This is a genomic window from Pseudoalteromonas sp. P1-25, assembly GCF_001401805.1.
Classification (GTDB): domain Bacteria; phylum Pseudomonadota; class Gammaproteobacteria; order Enterobacterales; family Alteromonadaceae; genus Pseudoalteromonas.
Genome location: NZ_LKDW01000018.1, coordinates 1 through 18834 on the forward strand (window position 1 = coordinate 1; position 18834 = coordinate 18834).

16 protein-coding genes and 1 tRNA gene are annotated in these 18834 nt (G+C 41.0%); 8 read left to right on the top strand and 9 right to left on the bottom strand.

What is annotated here, in order from left to right; translation table 11 throughout:
* Window positions 1-87 (bottom strand) — tRNA-Ser (locus AN393_RS11990).
* Between the two features lie 220 nt (window positions 88-307).
* Window positions 308-448 carry a hypothetical protein gene (locus tag AN393_RS20465; RefSeq protein ID WP_004589025.1) on the bottom strand — a complete coding sequence of 47 codons (141 nt, stop codon included), beginning with the start codon at window positions 446-448 and terminating at the stop codon, window positions 308-310.
* 327 nt (window positions 449-775) lie between these two features.
* On the opposite strand from AN393_RS20465, the gene AN393_RS11995 reads away from it, so the two are divergent.
* Window positions 776-1648 carry a diacylglycerol kinase family protein gene (locus tag AN393_RS11995; RefSeq protein ID WP_055015843.1) on the top strand — a complete coding sequence of 291 codons (873 nt, stop codon included), beginning with the start codon at window positions 776-778 and terminating at the stop codon, window positions 1646-1648.
* Window positions 1649-1684: 36 nt separating this feature from the next.
* Here AN393_RS11995 and AN393_RS12000 read toward each other — a convergent pair whose 3' ends face one another.
* Window positions 1685-2614 (bottom strand): DMT family transporter, encoded by a 930-nt coding sequence (locus tag AN393_RS12000; RefSeq protein ID WP_055018189.1) that lies wholly within the window; start codon window positions 2612-2614, stop codon window positions 1685-1687.
* A gap of 104 nt (window positions 2615-2718) precedes the next feature.
* Here AN393_RS12000 and AN393_RS12005 point away from each other — a divergent pair, with 104 nt between their 5' ends.
* Window positions 2719-4161, top strand: coding sequence for a PLP-dependent aminotransferase family protein (locus AN393_RS12005; protein ID WP_055015845.1), 1443 nt, complete (start codon window positions 2719-2721; stop codon window positions 4159-4161).
* A gap of 59 nt (window positions 4162-4220) precedes the next feature.
* Here the strand turns inward: AN393_RS12005 and AN393_RS12010 are convergent, their stop codons facing one another.
* Window positions 4221-5015, bottom strand: a complete 795-nt coding sequence (locus AN393_RS12010; protein WP_055018190.1) for a YggN family protein — start codon at window positions 5013-5015, stop codon at window positions 4221-4223.
* A 380-nt stretch (window positions 5016-5395) separates the two neighbouring features.
* Between AN393_RS12010 and AN393_RS12015 the strand changes: the two genes are divergently transcribed.
* Window positions 5396-5581: a PA3496 family putative envelope integrity protein gene (locus tag AN393_RS12015; protein WP_004589020.1), complete on the top strand. Its 186-nt coding sequence runs from the start codon at window positions 5396-5398 to the stop codon at window positions 5579-5581.
* Between the two features lie 116 nt (window positions 5582-5697).
* Here the strand turns inward: AN393_RS12015 and AN393_RS12020 are convergent, their stop codons facing one another.
* From AN393_RS12020 to AN393_RS12030, 3 genes are all read right to left on the bottom strand, one after another.
* On the bottom strand, window positions 5698-6183 hold the full coding sequence (locus AN393_RS12020) for a glutathione peroxidase (RefSeq protein WP_055015847.1): 486 nt from the start codon (window positions 6181-6183) through the stop codon (window positions 5698-5700).
* A 410-nt stretch (window positions 6184-6593) separates the two neighbouring features.
* A complete protein-coding gene (locus AN393_RS12025; protein ID WP_055015848.1) occupies window positions 6594-6893 on the bottom strand; it encodes an AzlD domain-containing protein in 300 nt (99 codons plus the stop codon).
* The gene (locus tag AN393_RS12030) at window positions 6890-7594 is read right to left on the bottom strand and encodes an AzlC family ABC transporter permease (RefSeq protein ID WP_055015849.1); all 705 of its coding nucleotides are present in this window, start codon (window positions 7592-7594) and stop codon (window positions 6890-6892) included. Before AN393_RS12030 ends, AN393_RS12025 begins: the two co-directional genes overlap by 4 nt.
* 149 nt (window positions 7595-7743) lie before the next feature.
* Between AN393_RS12030 and AN393_RS12035 the strand changes: the two genes are divergently transcribed.
* Window positions 7744-8406 (top strand): cytochrome b/b6 domain-containing protein, encoded by a 663-nt coding sequence (locus tag AN393_RS12035; protein ID WP_055018191.1) that lies wholly within the window; start codon window positions 7744-7746, stop codon window positions 8404-8406.
* 63 nt (window positions 8407-8469) lie between these two features.
* Here AN393_RS12035 and AN393_RS12040 read toward each other — a convergent pair whose 3' ends face one another.
* Entirely contained in the window at window positions 8470-8922 is a 453-nt protein-coding gene (locus AN393_RS12040) for a cytochrome c (RefSeq protein ID WP_055018192.1), read from the bottom strand.
* A 214-nt stretch (window positions 8923-9136) separates the two neighbouring features.
* Between AN393_RS12040 and AN393_RS12045 the strand changes: the two genes are divergently transcribed.
* Window positions 9137-11470 (top strand): S8 family serine peptidase, encoded by a 2334-nt coding sequence (locus AN393_RS12045; RefSeq protein ID WP_055018193.1) that lies wholly within the window; start codon window positions 9137-9139, stop codon window positions 11468-11470.
* 11 nt (window positions 11471-11481) lie between these two features.
* Entirely contained in the window at window positions 11482-12015 is a 534-nt protein-coding gene (locus AN393_RS12050; protein ID WP_055015853.1) for a S8 family serine peptidase, read from the top strand.
* Between the two features lie 51 nt (window positions 12016-12066).
* Here AN393_RS12050 and AN393_RS12055 read toward each other — a convergent pair whose 3' ends face one another.
* Window positions 12067-12531, bottom strand: coding sequence for a DUF2721 domain-containing protein (locus tag AN393_RS12055; protein ID WP_055015854.1), 465 nt, complete (start codon window positions 12529-12531; stop codon window positions 12067-12069).
* Between the two features lie 238 nt (window positions 12532-12769).
* Between AN393_RS12055 and AN393_RS12060 the strand changes: the two genes are divergently transcribed.
* Together AN393_RS12060 and AN393_RS12065 are read left to right on the top strand one after the other, a co-directional pair.
* On the top strand, window positions 12770-16477 hold the full coding sequence (locus AN393_RS12060; RefSeq protein WP_055015855.1) for a S8 family serine peptidase: 3708 nt from the start codon (window positions 12770-12772) through the stop codon (window positions 16475-16477).
* A gap of 133 nt (window positions 16478-16610) precedes the next feature.
* A complete protein-coding gene (locus tag AN393_RS12065; protein ID WP_055015856.1) occupies window positions 16611-18797 on the top strand; it encodes a S9 family peptidase in 2187 nt (728 codons plus the stop codon).
* Window positions 18798-18834: the final 37 nt, after the last annotated feature.

Consider the following 18834-nt stretch of genomic DNA (forward strand, 5'->3'; position numbering starts at 1 on the left):
GGAGAGATAGGGATTTGAACCCTAGATAGGCTACAAACCTATGCCGGTTTTCAAGACCGGTGCATTCGACCACTCTGCCATCTCTCCGTGACGCAGAATAATACTTAGGTGATACCGTTGTGTAAATAGCAAATAAACTGTTTGCTTAAAAAGTAGACGTAATTGCGGTTTTTTTTGTAAATAGAGGGAAATTAGAAGGATTTAAACTAAAAATTAAAGGGTGGCAGTAAACTAAGGGAGCTAAAGAAGTGCTTTCAATAGTGGTTAGTTGTTTACTGCCCCTGCTTAATAATCATAACAAGGTTGATTATTTGTATTGCGCGGCACTGTTTAATGCTAATTTTTTGCCCATACGGTTTAATTTAGCCAGCATTTTAGCTTTACGGTTAGTTGGTTTTACGCCAACGTGGGCTGCTGCATTTTGGTTTAGGGTGTTTATTGGGTTCATGTCTTTGCTCCAAGGTGTATGTGTTTAAATCGCGAGCATTTTGACTCTTTTTTGTTTAAAAATACAACAATATAAACTAAGGCTTAGCTATTAGTTATTTTTATCTGAAATTGTTTTGTTTTGTTTTTATTTAAAGCTGATAAGAGGCGGATTTGCATAGTTATTTAACCGCGGGGTTTAATCTGTGAGTTGTTTTATAAGTGTTTTTTGTTTTTATAAAAGTTTGTAATAAATTTTTACTCACTATTGTGATTAATTATTCAGATAAATTAATTTTAACTTAATTTTTATTTACACTGGCGTGCCGACTAAAAGGGGATAAATTACTTGCAGTTGTTAATAATAGTTAAACCGAGCGTAAAAAAAGCGGTGTTAGAACACCTCGATTGGCTTAAAAAAACATGTCAGAAGAAAAATATTCTTTATATCACGGTCAAAACAACAGGTAATTATGAGTACGACTTAGCAAGCATTAAAGCGAATGCACAAAAAAGCCAAATAGCAGTGGCTATTGGTGGCGACGGTACGCTTAATTTGGCACTTAATGGCGTGATTAACAGTACCTGCAGTTTGGCAATATTACCTTGTGGTACGGGTAACGATTTTGCGCGAAGCTTTCATTGCACGGCTAAACAGTGGCAAAACGCTATTTTTAATGCCCCTACACACTTAATTGACATAGGTAAAATTAATACCCGTTACTTTATTAATGTGGCTGGTGTTGGTTTTGATGCTCATGTAATTAAGCAGTTAGGTCATTTACAAAGCATGCCTGCTTGGCGTTATAAGTGGACGAGTTTTAAGTCGCTCTTTACTTATAAAGCAAGCACACTACAGGGAGTATTTTTAAATAAACAAAGTGAGTACCCAAATTTAATAACTGTATTTGCGAACTCTCAGTATTTTGGCGGCGGAATTAAAATAGCACCTAGAGCTGAAATTGATGATGGCCTGCTTGATTGCTACCAAATGCAAGCGAGTAGTGTTGTTAATCACTTATTTAGCTTTATTAAACTTCTTTTTAAGCGCCATCACACCCTAAAAAGGCTCACTTATAGCCAATTAAAAGAAGCGCATATTACAACTAAAAATTTATTCGTTGAGGCGGATGGCGAGCTGGTAGGCGTCACGCCCGCGATTATTGCTATACATAAGCAGGCCATTAATTTTCATATACCAATAAAAAAGCGCCTACAGTAAAGTAGGCGCTTTTGTGTTAGTGCGTTAAAAACGCCTCTAACTGGGGACGGAACCATTTTTAGCAACGCAGCGGCTTGCTAAAAAGGCGTTAATTCTTTTTGTGGGGGTAAGTACAATTGCATTACCCAGTAGTACTAAACTAAAACCGGCAAAGGTGTTTGCGTGCCATTCAAAGCCTTCAAAAAAGCTACTTAATGTGACTGCCACCAACGGAAACAAAACGATGGCGTAACTTGCTTTTTCGGGGCCAATGTTTTTTAACAAAGCAAAATAGCAGCCAAACGCAATCACAGTGCCAAAAACTGATAAATACAACAGCGACAGCCAATAGCTGGTAGGGGCACTAAAACTGACCGTTATACCATTTATTAATACATAAACGGCTAAACCAACTGCGCTATATAACATGCCCCATGCGTTACCCTGCAATACACCTATTTGCCGATTAGAATTGCGTACACTGATCATATTGCCCAATGAAGCCACAAAGGTGCCCCCAAGGGCAAGTAGTAACCCGACCAACGCCCCATTACTCAAGTCGAATTGCTTTAAATGCGGCCAAAATAGACAAATAATACCTATCACACCGATTAGCGCGCCGCAGTAAATTCGTTTGGCTATAGGTTTTGCAAAAAATAAACGGGTGTTGATTATGTTCATTATTAATAGCATCGAAAAAGCAATAGAGGCCATTGCCGAAGAAAGGTAGTTTTGAGCCCAATACAAAAGCAAATAATTTAAGCCAAAGTTGCAAATGGCCAATAAAGCAAAAAAACCATGATCGACTAATGAAAATCGCATATTAGGTTTTTTGTAGGCCGCAAATAGCCACATACATACAGCTGCTATGGCAAAACGATAAAGCAAAGAAAGCTCCACAGCGATATCGCCTAGCTGAAATGAAATCGCCAGCCACGTAGAGCCCCAAATTAACACTGTTGTGAGATATAGCGCTGCGCTTTTCATGGCACACCTCTAAAAAACTGATTGAGTGGTTATTTTAAGGCCTATCTGTATACTTACCATATACAGAAAAGTATAAATGTAACCTATACAGATTTGAGCGAGATATGCAGCCAACAGCCAGTAAGCAAAAAGCCGAGTTTTTATATCAACAAGTTATTGAGCTAATCAAGGATATGCAAACGCAGAAGGTATTATTACCAGGGGAAAAACTTCCATCACTTCGTAAAATGGCCAATAACTTAAATATTAGCGTTCCAACTGTTAAGCAAGCGTATCAAGCGTTAGAAGATCAAGGAGTAGTGGAGGCGCGTGAAAAATCGGGCTACTTTTTAACGGTGCTTAATACGGTTTATAGTTTACCTAAGCGCGTAAAATTAAGCCGTGAACCTGTCACTGTAAATAAACAAGCGTTAATAGAGCAAGTATATAGTGCTATTCATCAGCCTAATATTATAGCTTTTGGTATCGCGAATCCCGTTGCTGCTGCCCCTACCGATAAAGCACTTGCGAGAAATATGCGCCGAGTTATGACAATTGCTGGACCGAGTGTTATAAATTATGGCCCTATTGATGGTTTTGGTGCGCTTAAAAAGCAATTAGTGCATAGATACTTAGGCTTTGGTATTGGCGTAAATATAGATGAACTGGTGATCACTAATGGTGCGCAAGAGGCGCTGGCTATCGCACTTAAGTGTGTTACTAAGCCCGGCGATGTAGTGGCTATTGAAACCCCGTGCTATCACGGCATTATTGAATTAATAGAGAGCTTAGGCTTAAAAGCGCTTGAAATCCCGCTATGCCCCGACAACGGTATTTGGCTTAATGACCTAGCTCAAGCGCTTGAGCAACATGATATAAAAGCATGCTTATTTTCGACCGCAATCAATAACCCGGTTGGCAGCTTTATGAGCGATGAAAGCCGTAAGCAAATGGTGGACTTAATAGAGTCACATAATGTTGTTCTTATAGAAGATGATGTGTACGGCGATTTGCACTTTACTGCCAAGCGCGGCACGCCCGCTTTAGCGTATTCAAAAAAGGGGCTTGTGATCAGCTGCGCCTCGTTTTCAAAAACGGCGGCACCCAGTTATCGAGTAGGTTGGTTAATAGCAGGCAAGTTTGCTGGTCAAGCGCGCCGGCATAAGCGTGCATTAAGTTGCTCTGCCTCACTTATAAATCAGTGGACGCTTTCTGAGTTTATAGCCAGTGGTGAATATGACCGTAATTTAAAAGTACTTAGGCAGCGCTTACGTAATAACAAAGAGCGCATGCGGTGGTGCTTATTAAACGCAATGCCTAAAAATACACGTATTAGTGACCCTAAAGGTGGGTGTGTTATTTGGCTAGATTTAGGCCAAGGGGTAGACAGTCAAAAGTTATTTTTACTGGCTTTAGAAGCTGGTATTAGCATAACCCCAGGTCTTATTTTTTCAGCAAGTAATAAATATAAAAGCTGTATTAGGTTAAGCTACGGGGTGCAGTGGAGCGAAAAAATTGAGCAGGCTATTACCACGTTAGGTGCGCTGGCTCACACGCTAAAAGAATGAAAAAAGCAGCACCTAATATACAAGTGCTGCTAAAGGGATGTTAAATACGGTTTTGTGTATTAGTTTTGTTTAATGGTAAATAACTCGTAACCTTTTAGTTGCGGTAACTGCGCTACTAATTGCTCTTCTTGCTGTGCAATGCTGGCAAAGCTGTCGCATAAAGAGTTAGCACGCTTTTCAAGTGCACTGGCATGTAGCTCTACTTTTTCTTCTATTTGCGCGCCCATATTTTCCATGCGTTGCTCAAATGCATCCATATCACCACCCGAACCAAGTAGCTCAGAGCCTAAAGCAACTAAAATACTGCCCATTGATTGCATAACGGCAGACTCAACCACGGTTTCTATTTGCTCCTCAAACTGGTGTTCAAAGTTTTCACCAAATTGATTAAAGCTTTGCTGGCCCATTACAAACGTACCTTTTTGGTAAAAGCTGTTTTCTACTTCCAGTTTTATATCGTCCATTAGGCCAGACAAGTCGTCAAGCCCATCAATATTAAATGCGTTGGCTACTTCCTCTAGTGCTACACCGGCTATTTTCACTCCGTCTAGGGCAATATTAGCAACCTCCGGTAGCTGCGTACGTAAGTTATCCGAATATTGGGCAAGCGCTTGGCGCTGCTCGCTGCTAATGGATACTTGTTCGCCATTTATAGTTAATTTGCCATTGCTGTTAAAGCGCATGAATTGATTAGATGCGGTAAAAATTTCTAATTCGCTAGGCTTAATGCGTACATCGTTTTTAAACTCTACATTGCACTGTTCGTTGCTAAACGAAATACCCGCATTGTTATCGTTATGTGCCATTGCAGCGGGTGTACAAATTAAAGCGCTTACTAATAGTAAATTTTTCATGTTTATTCTCTAATAATTGTTGATGACAGTTAAGTATTAACAAGTTTGATGCCATTATTTATTTTTATTTTAAAACAATTGGTTATGAAAATTTGTGTATTTGTAATGATTTTTAATTTTGATAAATAAACTACTTTTTAGTCAAAAACACTAAAAATAAATAAATGATAAATTTTATTTGTCGAAACGATAAAAAACTCTCACTTTCCACTTTCTTAATTTAGCGCTATTTATTCACAATATTGACATGAAGGCTATTTACGATAGTCACGTGGCTTTATTTTGGTGCTAATTTGTTCGTATTTTAGCGCTAAACTTTTTTAATTTACCAAGTGCAGGAATCAACCTGAGTTGGTCTTAAGCACTTTATGGAGTGGGTTGTGGGTAAGACATTTAGTTACGATGCGCTAGATGATGATTTTGTTGAAGACGAGTACGAAATGGTCGGGCGTAATCAGCATGATAAAAAAAAGCAAAAGGTAAAAAAGAAGTTGGAAGATTACCTTGAGCAAAAACGTTTGCGTAAAAACCTAGGTGAAGACGACTTAAACGATTACATAGACTAAATTGTGCTAGTTAAAATAATGCGCCTGTTTTAAGGTTTGAATGTGCGTATACGCATGTTTGAAAGCTAAATACTGGCAATAAAGAGGCTTTATGCCTCTTTATTACTTTTATGTACTTACTTTTTAGCGAGTGCTTGTTGAATGGTGCTTTCTAACTTTTCTGGTTTTGTAAAAGGGGCATAACGTTTAATAGGCGTACCGTCGGGTGCGATTAAAAACTTAGTGAAGTTCCACTTTATTTTTCGTGTTAAAAAGCCGGGCAAGGCCGATTTTAAATACCTAAATACAGGGTGTGCGTGACGGCCATTTACATCCACCTTTGCGGCCATTAAAAAGCTTACCCCATAGTTAATTAAACAGCCTTGTTGTATTTGCGTCGCGTCGCCTGGCTCTTGCTGACCAAATTGATTACATGGAAAACCAATTATAACCAAGCCAGCTTGCGCGTATTTAGTATGTAGCGCTTGTAGAGATTCATATTGCTTTGTAAATCCACACTCACTGGCGGTATTAACAATAAGTACAACCTTTCCTTCAAAGTCGCTAAAGTTAATTGTTTTTCCGTTTAACGCAGTAGCCGTTAATTGATGAAATTCATGCATGATGGGCGCTTTTTTATTGTTGTTTGCTACATTCTACCCGCTGTAGCGCGTTACTAAAAGTATAAACTTTAGACATTGTTAATGGGTTGGCTGTTATTTAGGGCGTGTTGAACTTTGCGGATTGAAATTTGTTCAACCTAGGAGCGATCAAATCGCGGCACGAGGTTTGTAACCTAGTAGGCTAAGTAAAAACCGAGCAGAGCTTCCGCGTCCTGCTCACGCCCCTTACCTACATCCATGTAGACAACAAAGAGTTTATCGCCCCTAGGCAGAACCCAAAGGGCAGCGCATGTTTGGCATTTATGCTACGTTATCGCCTATTTATGGGGAATAACCACACTTCATAGGCTCTGCCTTGCCTAAAAACCAAACATACTGCTGTAAATTCAAACGCCAAAGGTCAACACGCCCTAATTTAAAATTAAAAATAACCCCATACTGGCAAGCGTTGTGTAATAAATATTATGTGTTTTATAGGCAACAATAATCGCAACGATAGCTGCGCTTAAATAAGGGTTGTGCCAGTTTAGGTTGATCCCCTCTTCATTTATAAAAATAATGGGTACCCAAATAGCGGTTAGTACAGCGGGTGCGCTAAAGCTTAAAAACTGCTGCATTTTAGGGCCCACCTTAAAACCAAGGCGTTGATGTAAAAATAAGTAACGAGTAAAAAAGGTAATACACGCCATTAATAATATAGTGAGCATCATAATGGGCAGTCCTTTTTTTGAGTAAGCCTTGCAGTAAAGTAGCCTGCACTCATTGCAAGTAGAGCAGCACAAACTAACCACAATTCAAATCCCGTGCTTTTTAAAAGTGTGGCGCTAATACCCGCAACAATCACTGTAACCAGCGAGGCTAAATTTTTTATGCCCGGTACCACAAGTGCAATAAATGTAGCTGCAATAGCAAAGTCGAGCCCTAAATTTGTTAAATCAGGGAGCACACTTCCTGCAACTATGCCTATGAGTGTCCAAAGGTTCCATGCAATATAAAAACTAAAACCCGCACTTAAAGCGTATATTAGGCGCGCTTTTGTTTTATAGGCTTTGCGGTGATGCGAAAAGGCAAACAGCTCGTCGGTTAGTACAAAACTGATTGGTAAGCGCCACCGTAATGGTTGTGAAATAACTTTATGGCGTACGGCTAAACCGTATAAAAAATGCCGAGAGCTAATAATAAATGTGGTAAATAGAATAGTCAGTAAAGGGGTGTTACCGGCCATTAGTTCAATGGCAACTAATTGTGCAGAACCCGCGAATACAAGTAGTGACATTGCTTGTGTTTCTAAGGCGCTAAAGCCATTTTGAATCGCTAAAGAGCCACATAATATCCCCCAAGGAACAACCGCTAAGCAAAGCGGGAGCATGTCAAAAAAACCTTTTAATACTGCGCGTTTAGTTATATTCATTAATACAAGTAGCTAATATGTGTGTGCGTTTAGTGTGCCATAAATAGGGCTTTATGTAATATCATTAATGCAGCACTAGTAAAACTTTGGAATAATAGTTTTAGTATCAAAATAATGCGCCAAAGACTGGCAACAAGTTGAGGATTTATATGCAAAGTATAAAAGTATGGGATGGCTTTATAAGAAGCTTCCATTGGTTATTAGTGATTAATATAGCTGTGCTTTACTTTAGCATTGACGAGGGCATGATTGAGCTACATTTTGTAGCTGGCTTTTTCGCAATCGCATTAATAGTGACTCGTTTAGTGTGGGGGCTGGTGGGCAGTAAAACGGCAAAATTAAGTGCGTTACTGCACTCGCCAATAGCAGTACTTAAAGAGTTTAAAAATCCTAGTAAAGGGGTGGGTCATTCGGCGCCAGGTAGCTACATGGTTTTGTTGTTTTTTGTGCTTATTATAGTGCAGTTAGTAACTGGGCTAATGAGCAGTGATGGCATTTTGACTGATGGTCCTTTGGTTGAGTACGTGTCGAGCTCAACAGTTGATTTTGCAAATTGGCTGCACCGCCTTAACTTCGATATTTTATTTTATGCTATATGCCTGCATGTTACTGCCATAGTTGTGTATAAAATAAAAGGAAAGCCACTTGTCAAAGCAATGATCACCGGTAAACAGGCTAACAGCGAGCAAGCCACTCAAACTAATGTAGATAACACCCAGGCACCTTGGTTAGCGTGGGCTATTTTTGTTGGATTACTCGTGCTACTGGCTGTTACATGGGGCAAAGAACCACTTAATTACTTGCTAAGTTAATAGCTAACAAAAAACAAAACGGCGCATAAAGCGCCGTTTTAGTGTGCGTTGTTTTAATTGTAATTAGTCTTTAAATTGCTTGTGGCAATCTTTACAGCCTTTGGCCCAAGCGCCAAATGCTTTACCAATTACCGCCTTATCGCCAGATTGAGCTGCTAAAGCTAGCTTATCTGCATTGGCAGCGAAGGCATTGGCTTTTTTAACAAAGGTTGCATTGTCTGACCATACATCAGCTAAGGCTGCTGTATCACCTTTATCTGTGCCTTCGTAAAACGCTTCCCATGGCATTTTAGAAAGGGCGGCTGCGTTATTGGCGCGCATTTTAAATTGTTCTGCCTCAAAAGGAATTTTACCTTTTAGCATTGCGCCCATATCGCTAATTTGCACTGAAATCATAGAAAATGCAGCTTGACGGTATTCAATAGCATCACTTGGTTCTTTAAATGCAGTATTTGCAGATACGCTAAGTGTACATGTTGCTAAAGCAACCCCTGCTAAAAATTGTTTAAATTTCATGTTTTGCCCCTGTAAGAAATTATATCTACTAATTAGACATCTTGAATCGATTACTTATTTTATTCAAGTGAAACTTTAATGTCTCATAGCTTGTTTTCTGAATATATCATTACACCTTGTCATTTTATTGTTAACGACTGTAAACAGTGCGTTGTTATTAAGTGCCCTGTTGTGTACCTTGAGTCATCATAAAAATAAATAACGAAGGAAGTTTATGAAGCATAATATCTTTAAAATGTCGGCGCTTTCTGCCGCAGTAGTTATGACGCTAGCAGGGTGTGGTGGTAGCGACAATGACAATAATAGCCAAGTTGCTGTAGTAACTGATGTTGCACCAAAAGCAAGCGATGTAGCCGTTGCCGGTTTAAAGCAATGGGTACCTGTAACAGCTGAGTTTAATGCAAGTGATAACGATGGCGATACACTAAGTTATACATTTACTGAAAATGGTGAAGCGGTTGAAGCACAAGATGGCGTATATACTTTTAGCCACGGCTTACTCACTGTTGAAGGCGATACCTTTACCTATGTGTCTGTTACCGGTGAAGATGCGGTAATTGATTACACCGCTAATGCAAATGGTAAATCGGCGTCTGCGCAATTAGTTATTAGTGATATTGCAACTGATCCGTTAGCTAATCAGCAATGGCATCTGCGTAACACAGGTCAAAAGTCGTACGCTCTAAGCGATGAAATGAAGCAAGGCCTAATTGATTTATATGTTAACCAATTAGGTTACAGCGAAGAAGAAGCGCAAACTATTTTTGACGAGGATTTTGCTGAATCAGAAGCAGAAGAATTGGTTGTTGGCGAGGATATGAACGTAGCAGCAGCTTATGCTCAAGGTGTTACAGGTGCTGGCGTAACGGCGGTTGTTGTTGATTCTGGTATGGAAATTCGTCACGAAGATTTAGTTGATAACGTTTTACCTAATCGCTCTCTAAACTTAGATGCAGAGGCGCTTGACCGTACCGACCCTACAAGTTCGTCAAACAGTGGTGACCACGGTACTAGTGTTGCAGGCTTAATTGCAGCAAAAGGCTGGAATGGTAAAGGCGGGCGCGGTGTTGCACCAGATGCTGGTCTCATTGGCATGAACTACCTAGGTGGCGATAAAATTGAGCAAACCGATTTACTCGCTCATGGTTTCCCTGGAAGCGGCATTAGCACATCAGAAAACATTTCTGCTTTTAACCGCAGCTACGGTATTACCTTCCCAACGTTTATTGGTTACTCAGAGCTAGATGAAGCTATCGAGTCATACCCTAACCTTAGTCTTCGTGGTGGTAAAGGTGCGCTAAACATGAAATCAAGCGGTAACTCGTTTGTAGATGGTGGCGATGAAGGGTCATTATGTGCTGATAATGGCGCAAATGAGTTAGGTCTTACTTGTTATAACGGCGCGTTTGAGCCAAGCCAGGGTCATCCATATTACTTAAGCGTTGCAGCTGTAAATGCTGATGGTACACATACAAGCTACTCAAGTGGTGGTGCTAACCTAATGGTTTCAGCCCCTGCGGGTGAATACGGGCGCTGGGCGCCTGCCATGGTAACAACTGATCAAATGACCTGTATTAACGGGTACTCAGGCTTTAATGGTAGCTCGATTACAGCATGGGCTGCAGCATATGGCGAAGACTTTGCGGCATCGCAATACCCATTCAATTACCCAGGCCATGAAGATAACGCTAGCTGTAACTATACCTCAACGTTTAATGGTACTTCTTCGGCAGCACCTAATGCGTCAGGTGTAGTATCACTGATTTTATCAGCTAATCCGGAGCTAACATGGCGCGATGTTCGTCATATCTTAGCTACTACCAGCACAGTCAACGATACAGAAGATGAAGTTATAACGCTTAGCGTTGGTGAAGGTGAATTTGTAGCGCATGACGGCTGGGTTGAAAATGCAGCAGGTTATAACTTTAATAACTTATATGGTTTTGGGCGTGTAGATGCTGGTGCTGCCGTTGAGATGGCAAAAGAGTACGACGTAGTATTAGGCGAGCAAGTTATTACAGATTGGAGTGGTGTTGGCTCTGTTGTTGAAGAAGATGCCCTTACGCTAGAAATTCCAGACAACAGTGCTGCGGGTGTTACACAGCAAATCATTGTTGAAGAAGAGTTAAACATTGAAGCTATGCAGTTCAAGTTTGATGTGAGCAACACTGAAATGGGCTTTGGTTTAGCGGATGGTACGCAAACCTCTGCTGGTACCGATTTAGCAATCGAAGTAACGTCTCCATCAGGCACGCGTAGTGTATTACTAGCGTCTAAGCAAGCTCTATTCTACCCAGCTTATAGTTTTACTAATGGTTGGAACACAGGTTATGTTTTAAAGGATGCGGTACTTATGTCTAATGCCTTCTATGGCGAGACAACAAAAGGTACGTGGACTATTCGTGTTCTTGATGCTGCAGCAGATAGTTTTGCTTTTACTGATGGTACTGACAATGGTCTTGGAGTTACTGGTATTTCAAATAACCGTGCAGCAAGCGTTTTAGAAGGCGTTTCGTTAAGAGCATTTGGTCACGCAGGTCAAGAGTAAGGAATATAGATATGAAAATGAATAAATTAGTTATTTTAGGTGCTGCTGCGTGTATTTCTCTAAGTGCAACAGCGAGTTCAGTAGCAGATAAAGAGCTGCAACTTCCAAAAAAGCCGGTAAATAGTGTGAAATACAGCAAAACCGACTTTGGCTCTTACGTTGTAGAAAAAAACTTACGTTTAGTACCAGCAAGTGTTGCTGCAGATGAGTATGTTGTTTCTACTAAAGGTGAGATGGCGGTTGTTGAATCTTCTGAGGCTTCATCGTTAGTAACAAAAGGGACGCTGGTACGTAATGTACTAACAAATAACTTAACGTCGCTTTCTGGCAATATCACTATTTTGCTTAAAGATGACATGAACGCAACAGAGGTAGCTCAGCTATCTGGCTTGAAGGTAGTGTCTGTTTTCCCAGGCACTAAAATAGCGGTATTAGCTGTTAATGATGGTCAAGATATTTTAGCTGCTGCAGAGCAGTTAAAGTCATCTGACTATACAAAAGAAGCACGAATTGAAGTGTTAGAGACTATTTATACTGCACAATAAAATTAAAATGTTGTGATAAAAGCCCGAGTAAAGCCTCGGGCTTTTTTATTGCTAATCATTAATATCAGCAAAAATCATCCCTCGGCGCATACTACGTGTGGCCAAAAATACTTCACCAAGTAACGACATAAAACCACATATTAATAAGGCCATTGCAGCCACAAAGCAGCTTGCAATGGTTACCCCTAAATTAATAGATTGAATATGCGATAAAAACAACTGCATTACCACGGCACATACTAGCAAAGCACTTAAAACGCTCATACTAAAAGCAATGTGAATACATCGCGAGCGCTTTAACAGGGCGCGTAGCTCTGTGGCCAAGGTTTTATTAAAGTCTTCATCGGTGCTTACTTTAAGTTTTCGCTCAAGTTGCCTCGCACGATCAGTAATGCGCGCTAAACGATTAGATAAAACTCCGAGTGTGGCTGCAATTCCTGTAATTAAAAAGACAGGGGCGACTGCAGTCTGAATTACTTTAGCCATGGTTAAAATATTTATAACGTCGTTACTCATTCATTTTCCATAGAGAAGTTAGGGTTTGTTTACAGTGATTTACAAATGCCGGTTAGCTAAAAACTTGTTTTTTATTAATCATTTATGATTTTTGCGAAGGGCTTTTTTTGCACCTTTGTAATCTAGTTGTAATTGAGTTGTTGCTAGCTTAAGGGCTGAAGTTCTATATTAAAATCACAATTCTAATAATATCGAATTGAGTAAATACAATAATATAAAACACACTCCAGGGGAAATAATGTCTAATATAACACTGAAAAGAACCGCTATTTCATCAGCTATAGGTTTAGCTATGATGTCATACGGCGTAGCAGCTACACCTGATTTATCTAAAGGATACGTCCCAGAAACATCAAGTGTAAAAACATACTCTCAAGATAAAACCATCTCTACTAAAGCACGCTATATTATCCAGCTTGAAGATGAGCCGCTAGCAACCTACAAAGGCGGTATCGCAGGGCTTGAAGCAACCTCTGCCGCCGTTACTGGTGATAGTAAAATTAAACTTAGTTCAGCACCCGCTTTAAAATACAGCAGTTACTTAAAAGCCAAGCAAAAAAGCGTAGCACAAGTAGCCGCGTCTGTTAGTGGGGGCGCTGTATCACACTCATTCAGCACCCTTTTTAATGGTATCGTAGTAGAGGGTGAGCAAGGACAGCGTGAAAAACTCGCTAAACTTGCGGGTGTTAAAAAAGTATTTTTAGATACTGAGTACCACACATTAATGGATGCTTCTATTGATGTAATTAGAGGCGTAGAGGCTTGGCAGGCGCTTGGTGGCCAATCTGAAGCGGGTAAAGGCGTTAAAGTTGCGATCATTGACTCGGGTATTCGCCCAGAAAACCCAATGTTTTCAGATGTGGGTTTCGCAGCTGCAGAGTTTAGTGAAGAAGAGGCTGCTTACATCGCAGAAAACCCTGATTACTGTCGTATAGAGGGCGGTGAAGCCGATTTTTGTAACAACAAATTAATTGTTGCACGTGCATTTGGCCCAACACCAAGTGATGTTCATCCTGATGAATATATTGGCTCTCCACTAGGATACGACGGTCACGGAACGCATGTTGCGGGTACCGCTGTAGGTAACCCAATTGAAATTACTTACCAAGACAATAACGTGTCAATCTCAGGTGTAGCACCAGCAGCACAATTAATGGCTTACAAAGCGCTTTGGCACACAGCCGATGGGCGAGGCAGCGGTACAACTGTAGCGCTCATGGCTGCATTAGAAGCAGCCATTAAAGATGGCGCAGACGTAATTAACAACTCGTGGGGCGGTGGTCCAGGTGGCAACCCTTCTGGTAGTGCGTATAGTGATTTATTCACCGCTGCAGAAGAAGCCGGTGTAGTGGTTGTAACCGCAGCAGGTAACGATGGTAACGGCGCCCAAACTATTGGTTGTCCTAGCTGTATAGAGTCGGGTCTCACAGTGGCCAATACGCAAACAGGGCGTTTTTTCTCTCAGCAAGTTGAAGTGGCAGGCGAAACTTATTTAAGTATTGAAGGAAGCAACGGTTTATTAACAGACCCTATCTCGCTCCCTATAATTTCTGCGCAGGTTGTAGCGCCTGATAACTTTGAAGGGTGTGAAGAGTTCGCTGAGGATATCTCATTTGCGGATTCTGTTGCACTTATCTCTCGTGGTAGCTGCGCATTTACAGCTAAAGCTGAAAATGCAGCAAAAGCAGGTGCAACAGCGGTAATTATCCACAACAATGTTGCAGGCGGTGCAATGGGCATGTCTATGGATGATGCTACAATTCCAGCCTCAGCAATCAGCCAAGAAGATGGTTTAAGCTTAGTTGAGCTTTTAACAGCAGCTGAAGAGCCGGTTATTGCATCACTCGATCCTAGTGTTAAAAGAACAATTCAAGAGAAATTTACTGATGCAGTCAATTCTTCAAGTTCGCGTGGCCCTAATGGTGAGCCTAGCTTCTTAAAACCTGATATTGCAGCACCAGGTACTGATATTTTATCTGCGTATTCGCCAGATGAAGGAAATGGCATTACCTTTAACGCTATTTCAGGTACAAGTATGGCGAGCCCACATGTTGCAGGTGCAGCAGCGCTTATGAAGCAAGCTCACCCAGAATGGAATGCGGTACAGATTAAAACCGCACTTATGAGTTCATCTAAAATGGATGGTCTACATAAAGAAGACTTAGTGACAAAAGCTGATGCCTTTGATGTAGGTGCTGGTCGATTAGATGTACCTAATGCGCTAGAAGCTGCGCTTACGTTTGAACATGGCTCTTACGCCGATCCGAGCTGTTTAAGCGTTTGTAGTTTCTCAAATACCGTGCAAAACATGACAGATACAGCTGGCGAGTGGACGGCAAAAGTAGTAACAGATATGCAAGGCGCAGAAATCTCTGTGTCTCCTAATACAGTTACACTGGGTGCACATGGTTCTACTTCTACTGATTCAGAGGGTGCTGAAACAAGCACAGACATGGCTGAGTTTAACCTAGATATTGATTCAACGTTTAATGATGTTAAAGGTTGGAACTTTGGTCACGTTGTATGGACTCATACTGAAACAGGCCAAGTCGCGCATTTACCATTTGCTATTTATGATAACGAAGCAACCAATAGCAGTGTGTTTAGCGCAACAGTCGATGCCGATTCTTTAAACTCTTCTACTCCAGCAAAAATAGGGGTGCAATTTAACAATACTTTATTTACTGAAGAACTATCTGTAAATGTAAAACTTGATGAGAATGCGGAGCTTTTAAAAGGTGCAGCGCCTGTTGTTGAAGTGACTAATGGTGCAGGCGAAGTAACATTAAGTGAAGACAACAAAGAGCTTACCTGGACGGGTACATTAGGACCAAAAGAGTTTGCTATTAACAGCAGTGATTTCTTAGGTACCTTCTCATTGGCTGATGATGACTTTGAGCCTCAAGCGTGTCCTGACGGGTGTGATGAAATAACCATTACGGTTGAAGCTGACTTTATTTTTGATGGGAAAGAGTACTCAGCATTTACCATCTCAGATAATGGCTTTATTGCTGTTGGTGCAGATGTAAACACCACTAACTCTTGGAGCCCTCAAGCAATGCCTAATGCACGTACACCTAACGGTGTTATAGCGCCGCTTTGGGCTGACTTTGATTTAGCGGGTGGTACGTCCGGTGGCGGTGAGATCTATGTTGCTAAATTTGATAGCGGTTATGTTGTTGTAGAATGGCATGATGTTGAGCTTTGGGGTAGCGCTTCAGGTGATAAGTACACGTTCCAAGTGATCTTAAAAGAAGGCACTGATGAAATACGTATGAATTACATTGATGTACCCACATTGCCTGCTCCTTACTCTGCGGGTGTAGAGTCTGCCGATGGTAACGTAGGAGCTATGCTAGACACCGTTCCAACGGGTAATGGTATTGGTAGTGGCTATTTGGTTGATCAAATTAAAGGCGGTGTGGTTGATATTCAATATCAGGCTTTTGCAAAAGATCGCAGCCATTACACAGCAGCAGATTCTGTAGAAGTTGATGAAGAGCAAACAGTGACTATTGATGTATTAGCTAATGATATGGCTGAGTCGCGTTTTGTATTTGACGCAGTAGCTTCTTCAGAAACAGAAAATGCAGAATTCTCTGCCCATAAAGGCGTAAGAATTAAAGGCAGCCTAGTCGCATCAACTGTTGAGGTGGCTTCTGCACCTGCAAATGGTTCAACTACAGTGAATGAAGATGGCACAATTGATTATACGCCAAATGCGCAGTTCTCTGGTGAAGATAGCTTCACATACACAGTGCGTGAAGCATCAGGCACGACTGCTGAAGAAACCATGGTATCAATTGTTGTTAACGATACCATTGCAGACCCTCAGCCTGTGACCCCAACTCCAGAGCCTGAAAGCAATGGTTCATCGGGCTCACTCGCTTGGTTAACGTTACTTGCTGCGCCGTTTGCATTTATGCGTCGTCGTAAACAAAAGTAATTTTATAACTACTTAGTTATTTTAAAGGGAGCCTCGGCTCCCTTTTTACATAGCTTCACAAACTAAATTACATCACGCTTTATTATTAGGTATATTTAATATCATCAATAATAAAAAACATAGAGATTTAATAATGATTCGTTCTTCATTTACGCTAGCGGCGTTATCACTCGCGGTGCTAGCAGGGTGTGATAATGCGCCAAAAAGTACACCTTCAGAGACAGCAACAACGATGCAAACTCAACAAACAGAAAAACCAGTGAGCGCCGTGGCGCCGATTGCTAAAAAAGTACCGCATGAAATGACGATTCATGGCGATACGCGTATTGATGATTACTACTGGCTACGTGATGACGAGCGTAAAGCGCCAGAAGTTATAAGTTACTTAAATGCAGAAAACGCCTATACCGATGCAATGCTTGCGCACACTAAAACGCTGCAAGATACGTTATTTGAAGAGCTAAAAGGGCGTATTAAAAAAGACGATGACTCGGTGCCAGTAAAAAGAGGTGATTATTTTTATTCATCGCAAACCCGTGGCGAAAACGAATACCCTACTTATGTTCGCAGTAGCGACTTTAAAGGCAGTGATCAGCAAGTTATTTTAGATGTAAATGCGTTGGCCAAAGATCACGACTACTTTGCTGTCAGTGGCTTATCTGTAAGCACTAACGGAAATTTAATGGCGTACGGGGAAGATACTGTTAGCCGTAGAATTTACACCATAAAGGTAAAAGATTTAACCACAGGACAGTTGCTCGAAGACACGCTTGAGGGAACAAATGGCGGCGTTATTTGGGCAAACGATAATAAAACCTTTTATTACATTAAAAAAGATGCACAAACCTTACTTGGCTATCAAGTTTACCGCCACACATTAGGTACACCGCAAAGTGATGATGAGCTTATCTACGAAGAAACTGATACAAGCTATTACACAGGTATTAGTAAGAGCAAAGATGGCTCAGAAATATATATTTGGCACAGCAGCACCAATGCCTCTGGTATGTCGGTACTCAGTGCAGATGATATTAAAGCAAAACCTAAGCGCTTAATTGAGCGTGAGGACGACCTTGAATACAGTATTTCAAAGCTTGGCAATACGTACTACATCGTTACTAACTTAAATGCGGTTAACTTTCAGCTTATGAAAGTGGATGTAGATAAAGCGCATGATAAAGCAAATTGGCAAACGGTGATTGCCCCGCGCGATGATATTAAGCTTGAAGGCGTTGATTTATTTAAAGACTACCTTGTGTACCAAGAACGAGAGCAGGGTCAGTCACGCCTTATTGTACGCCATTTAACTACTGGAGATGAGCATACGCTAAGCTTTAACGACAGTGCGTATACCATTGCAAGCTATGGCAATAACGATATAAACAGCGACAAATTACGTGTTTACTATACGAGTATGACTACGCCAGGTACCTCGTACGATATTGACCTTAAATCGGGTGATAAAACGCAACTTAAACAGCAAACTGTGTTAGGTGATTTTAACGCAGATAACTATGCCTCTGAGCGTATTTTCGTAAAGGCTCGCGACGGTATTAAAGTGCCGGTAAGCTTAGTGTACCGTAAAGATGCATTTAAAAAGGATGGCACAAACCCATTACTTCAATACGGCTATGGCTCGTACGGCGCAACAATGGACCCTACTTTTTCAAGCTCCCGCTTAAGCTTATTAGACCGTGGGTTTGTGTTTGCTATAGCGCATGTGCGTGGCTCGCAAATGTTAGGTCGCCCATGGTATGAAGATGGCAAATTATTAACTAAAAAGAACACGTTTAACGACTTTGTTGATGTAACTAAGTCATTAGTGACACAAGGTTATGGTGCAAAAGACGAAATATTTGCCTACGGAGGGAGTGCTGGTGGTTTATTAATGGGCGCGGTGGTTAACCAAGCACCTGAGTTGTATAAAGGGGTGGTTGCAGCAGTGCCTTTTGTTGATGTGGTTACCACCATGCTTGATGAAAGCATACCGCTGACAACCAATGAGTATGGCGAGTGGGGTAACCCAAATGAAAAAGAGTACTATGACTATATGCTGTCGTACTCACCGTATGACCAAGTGGCTAAACAAGCGTACCCAAATATGCTAGTGACTACGGGCTTACATGACTCGCAAGTTCAATACTTTGAACCAGCTAAGTGGGTTGCAAAGCTACGTGACTTTAAGACAGATGATAATAAACTGCTATTTAAAATAGATATGGAAGCCGGCCACGGCGGTGCGTCTGGTCGCTTTAAGCGCCTAGAAGATACAGCGCTTAATTACGCCTTTATGCTGGATTTAGCTGGTATTAAAAACTAAGTCAGCATGCCCTAATGGGAATAAAAATTAAGTAATG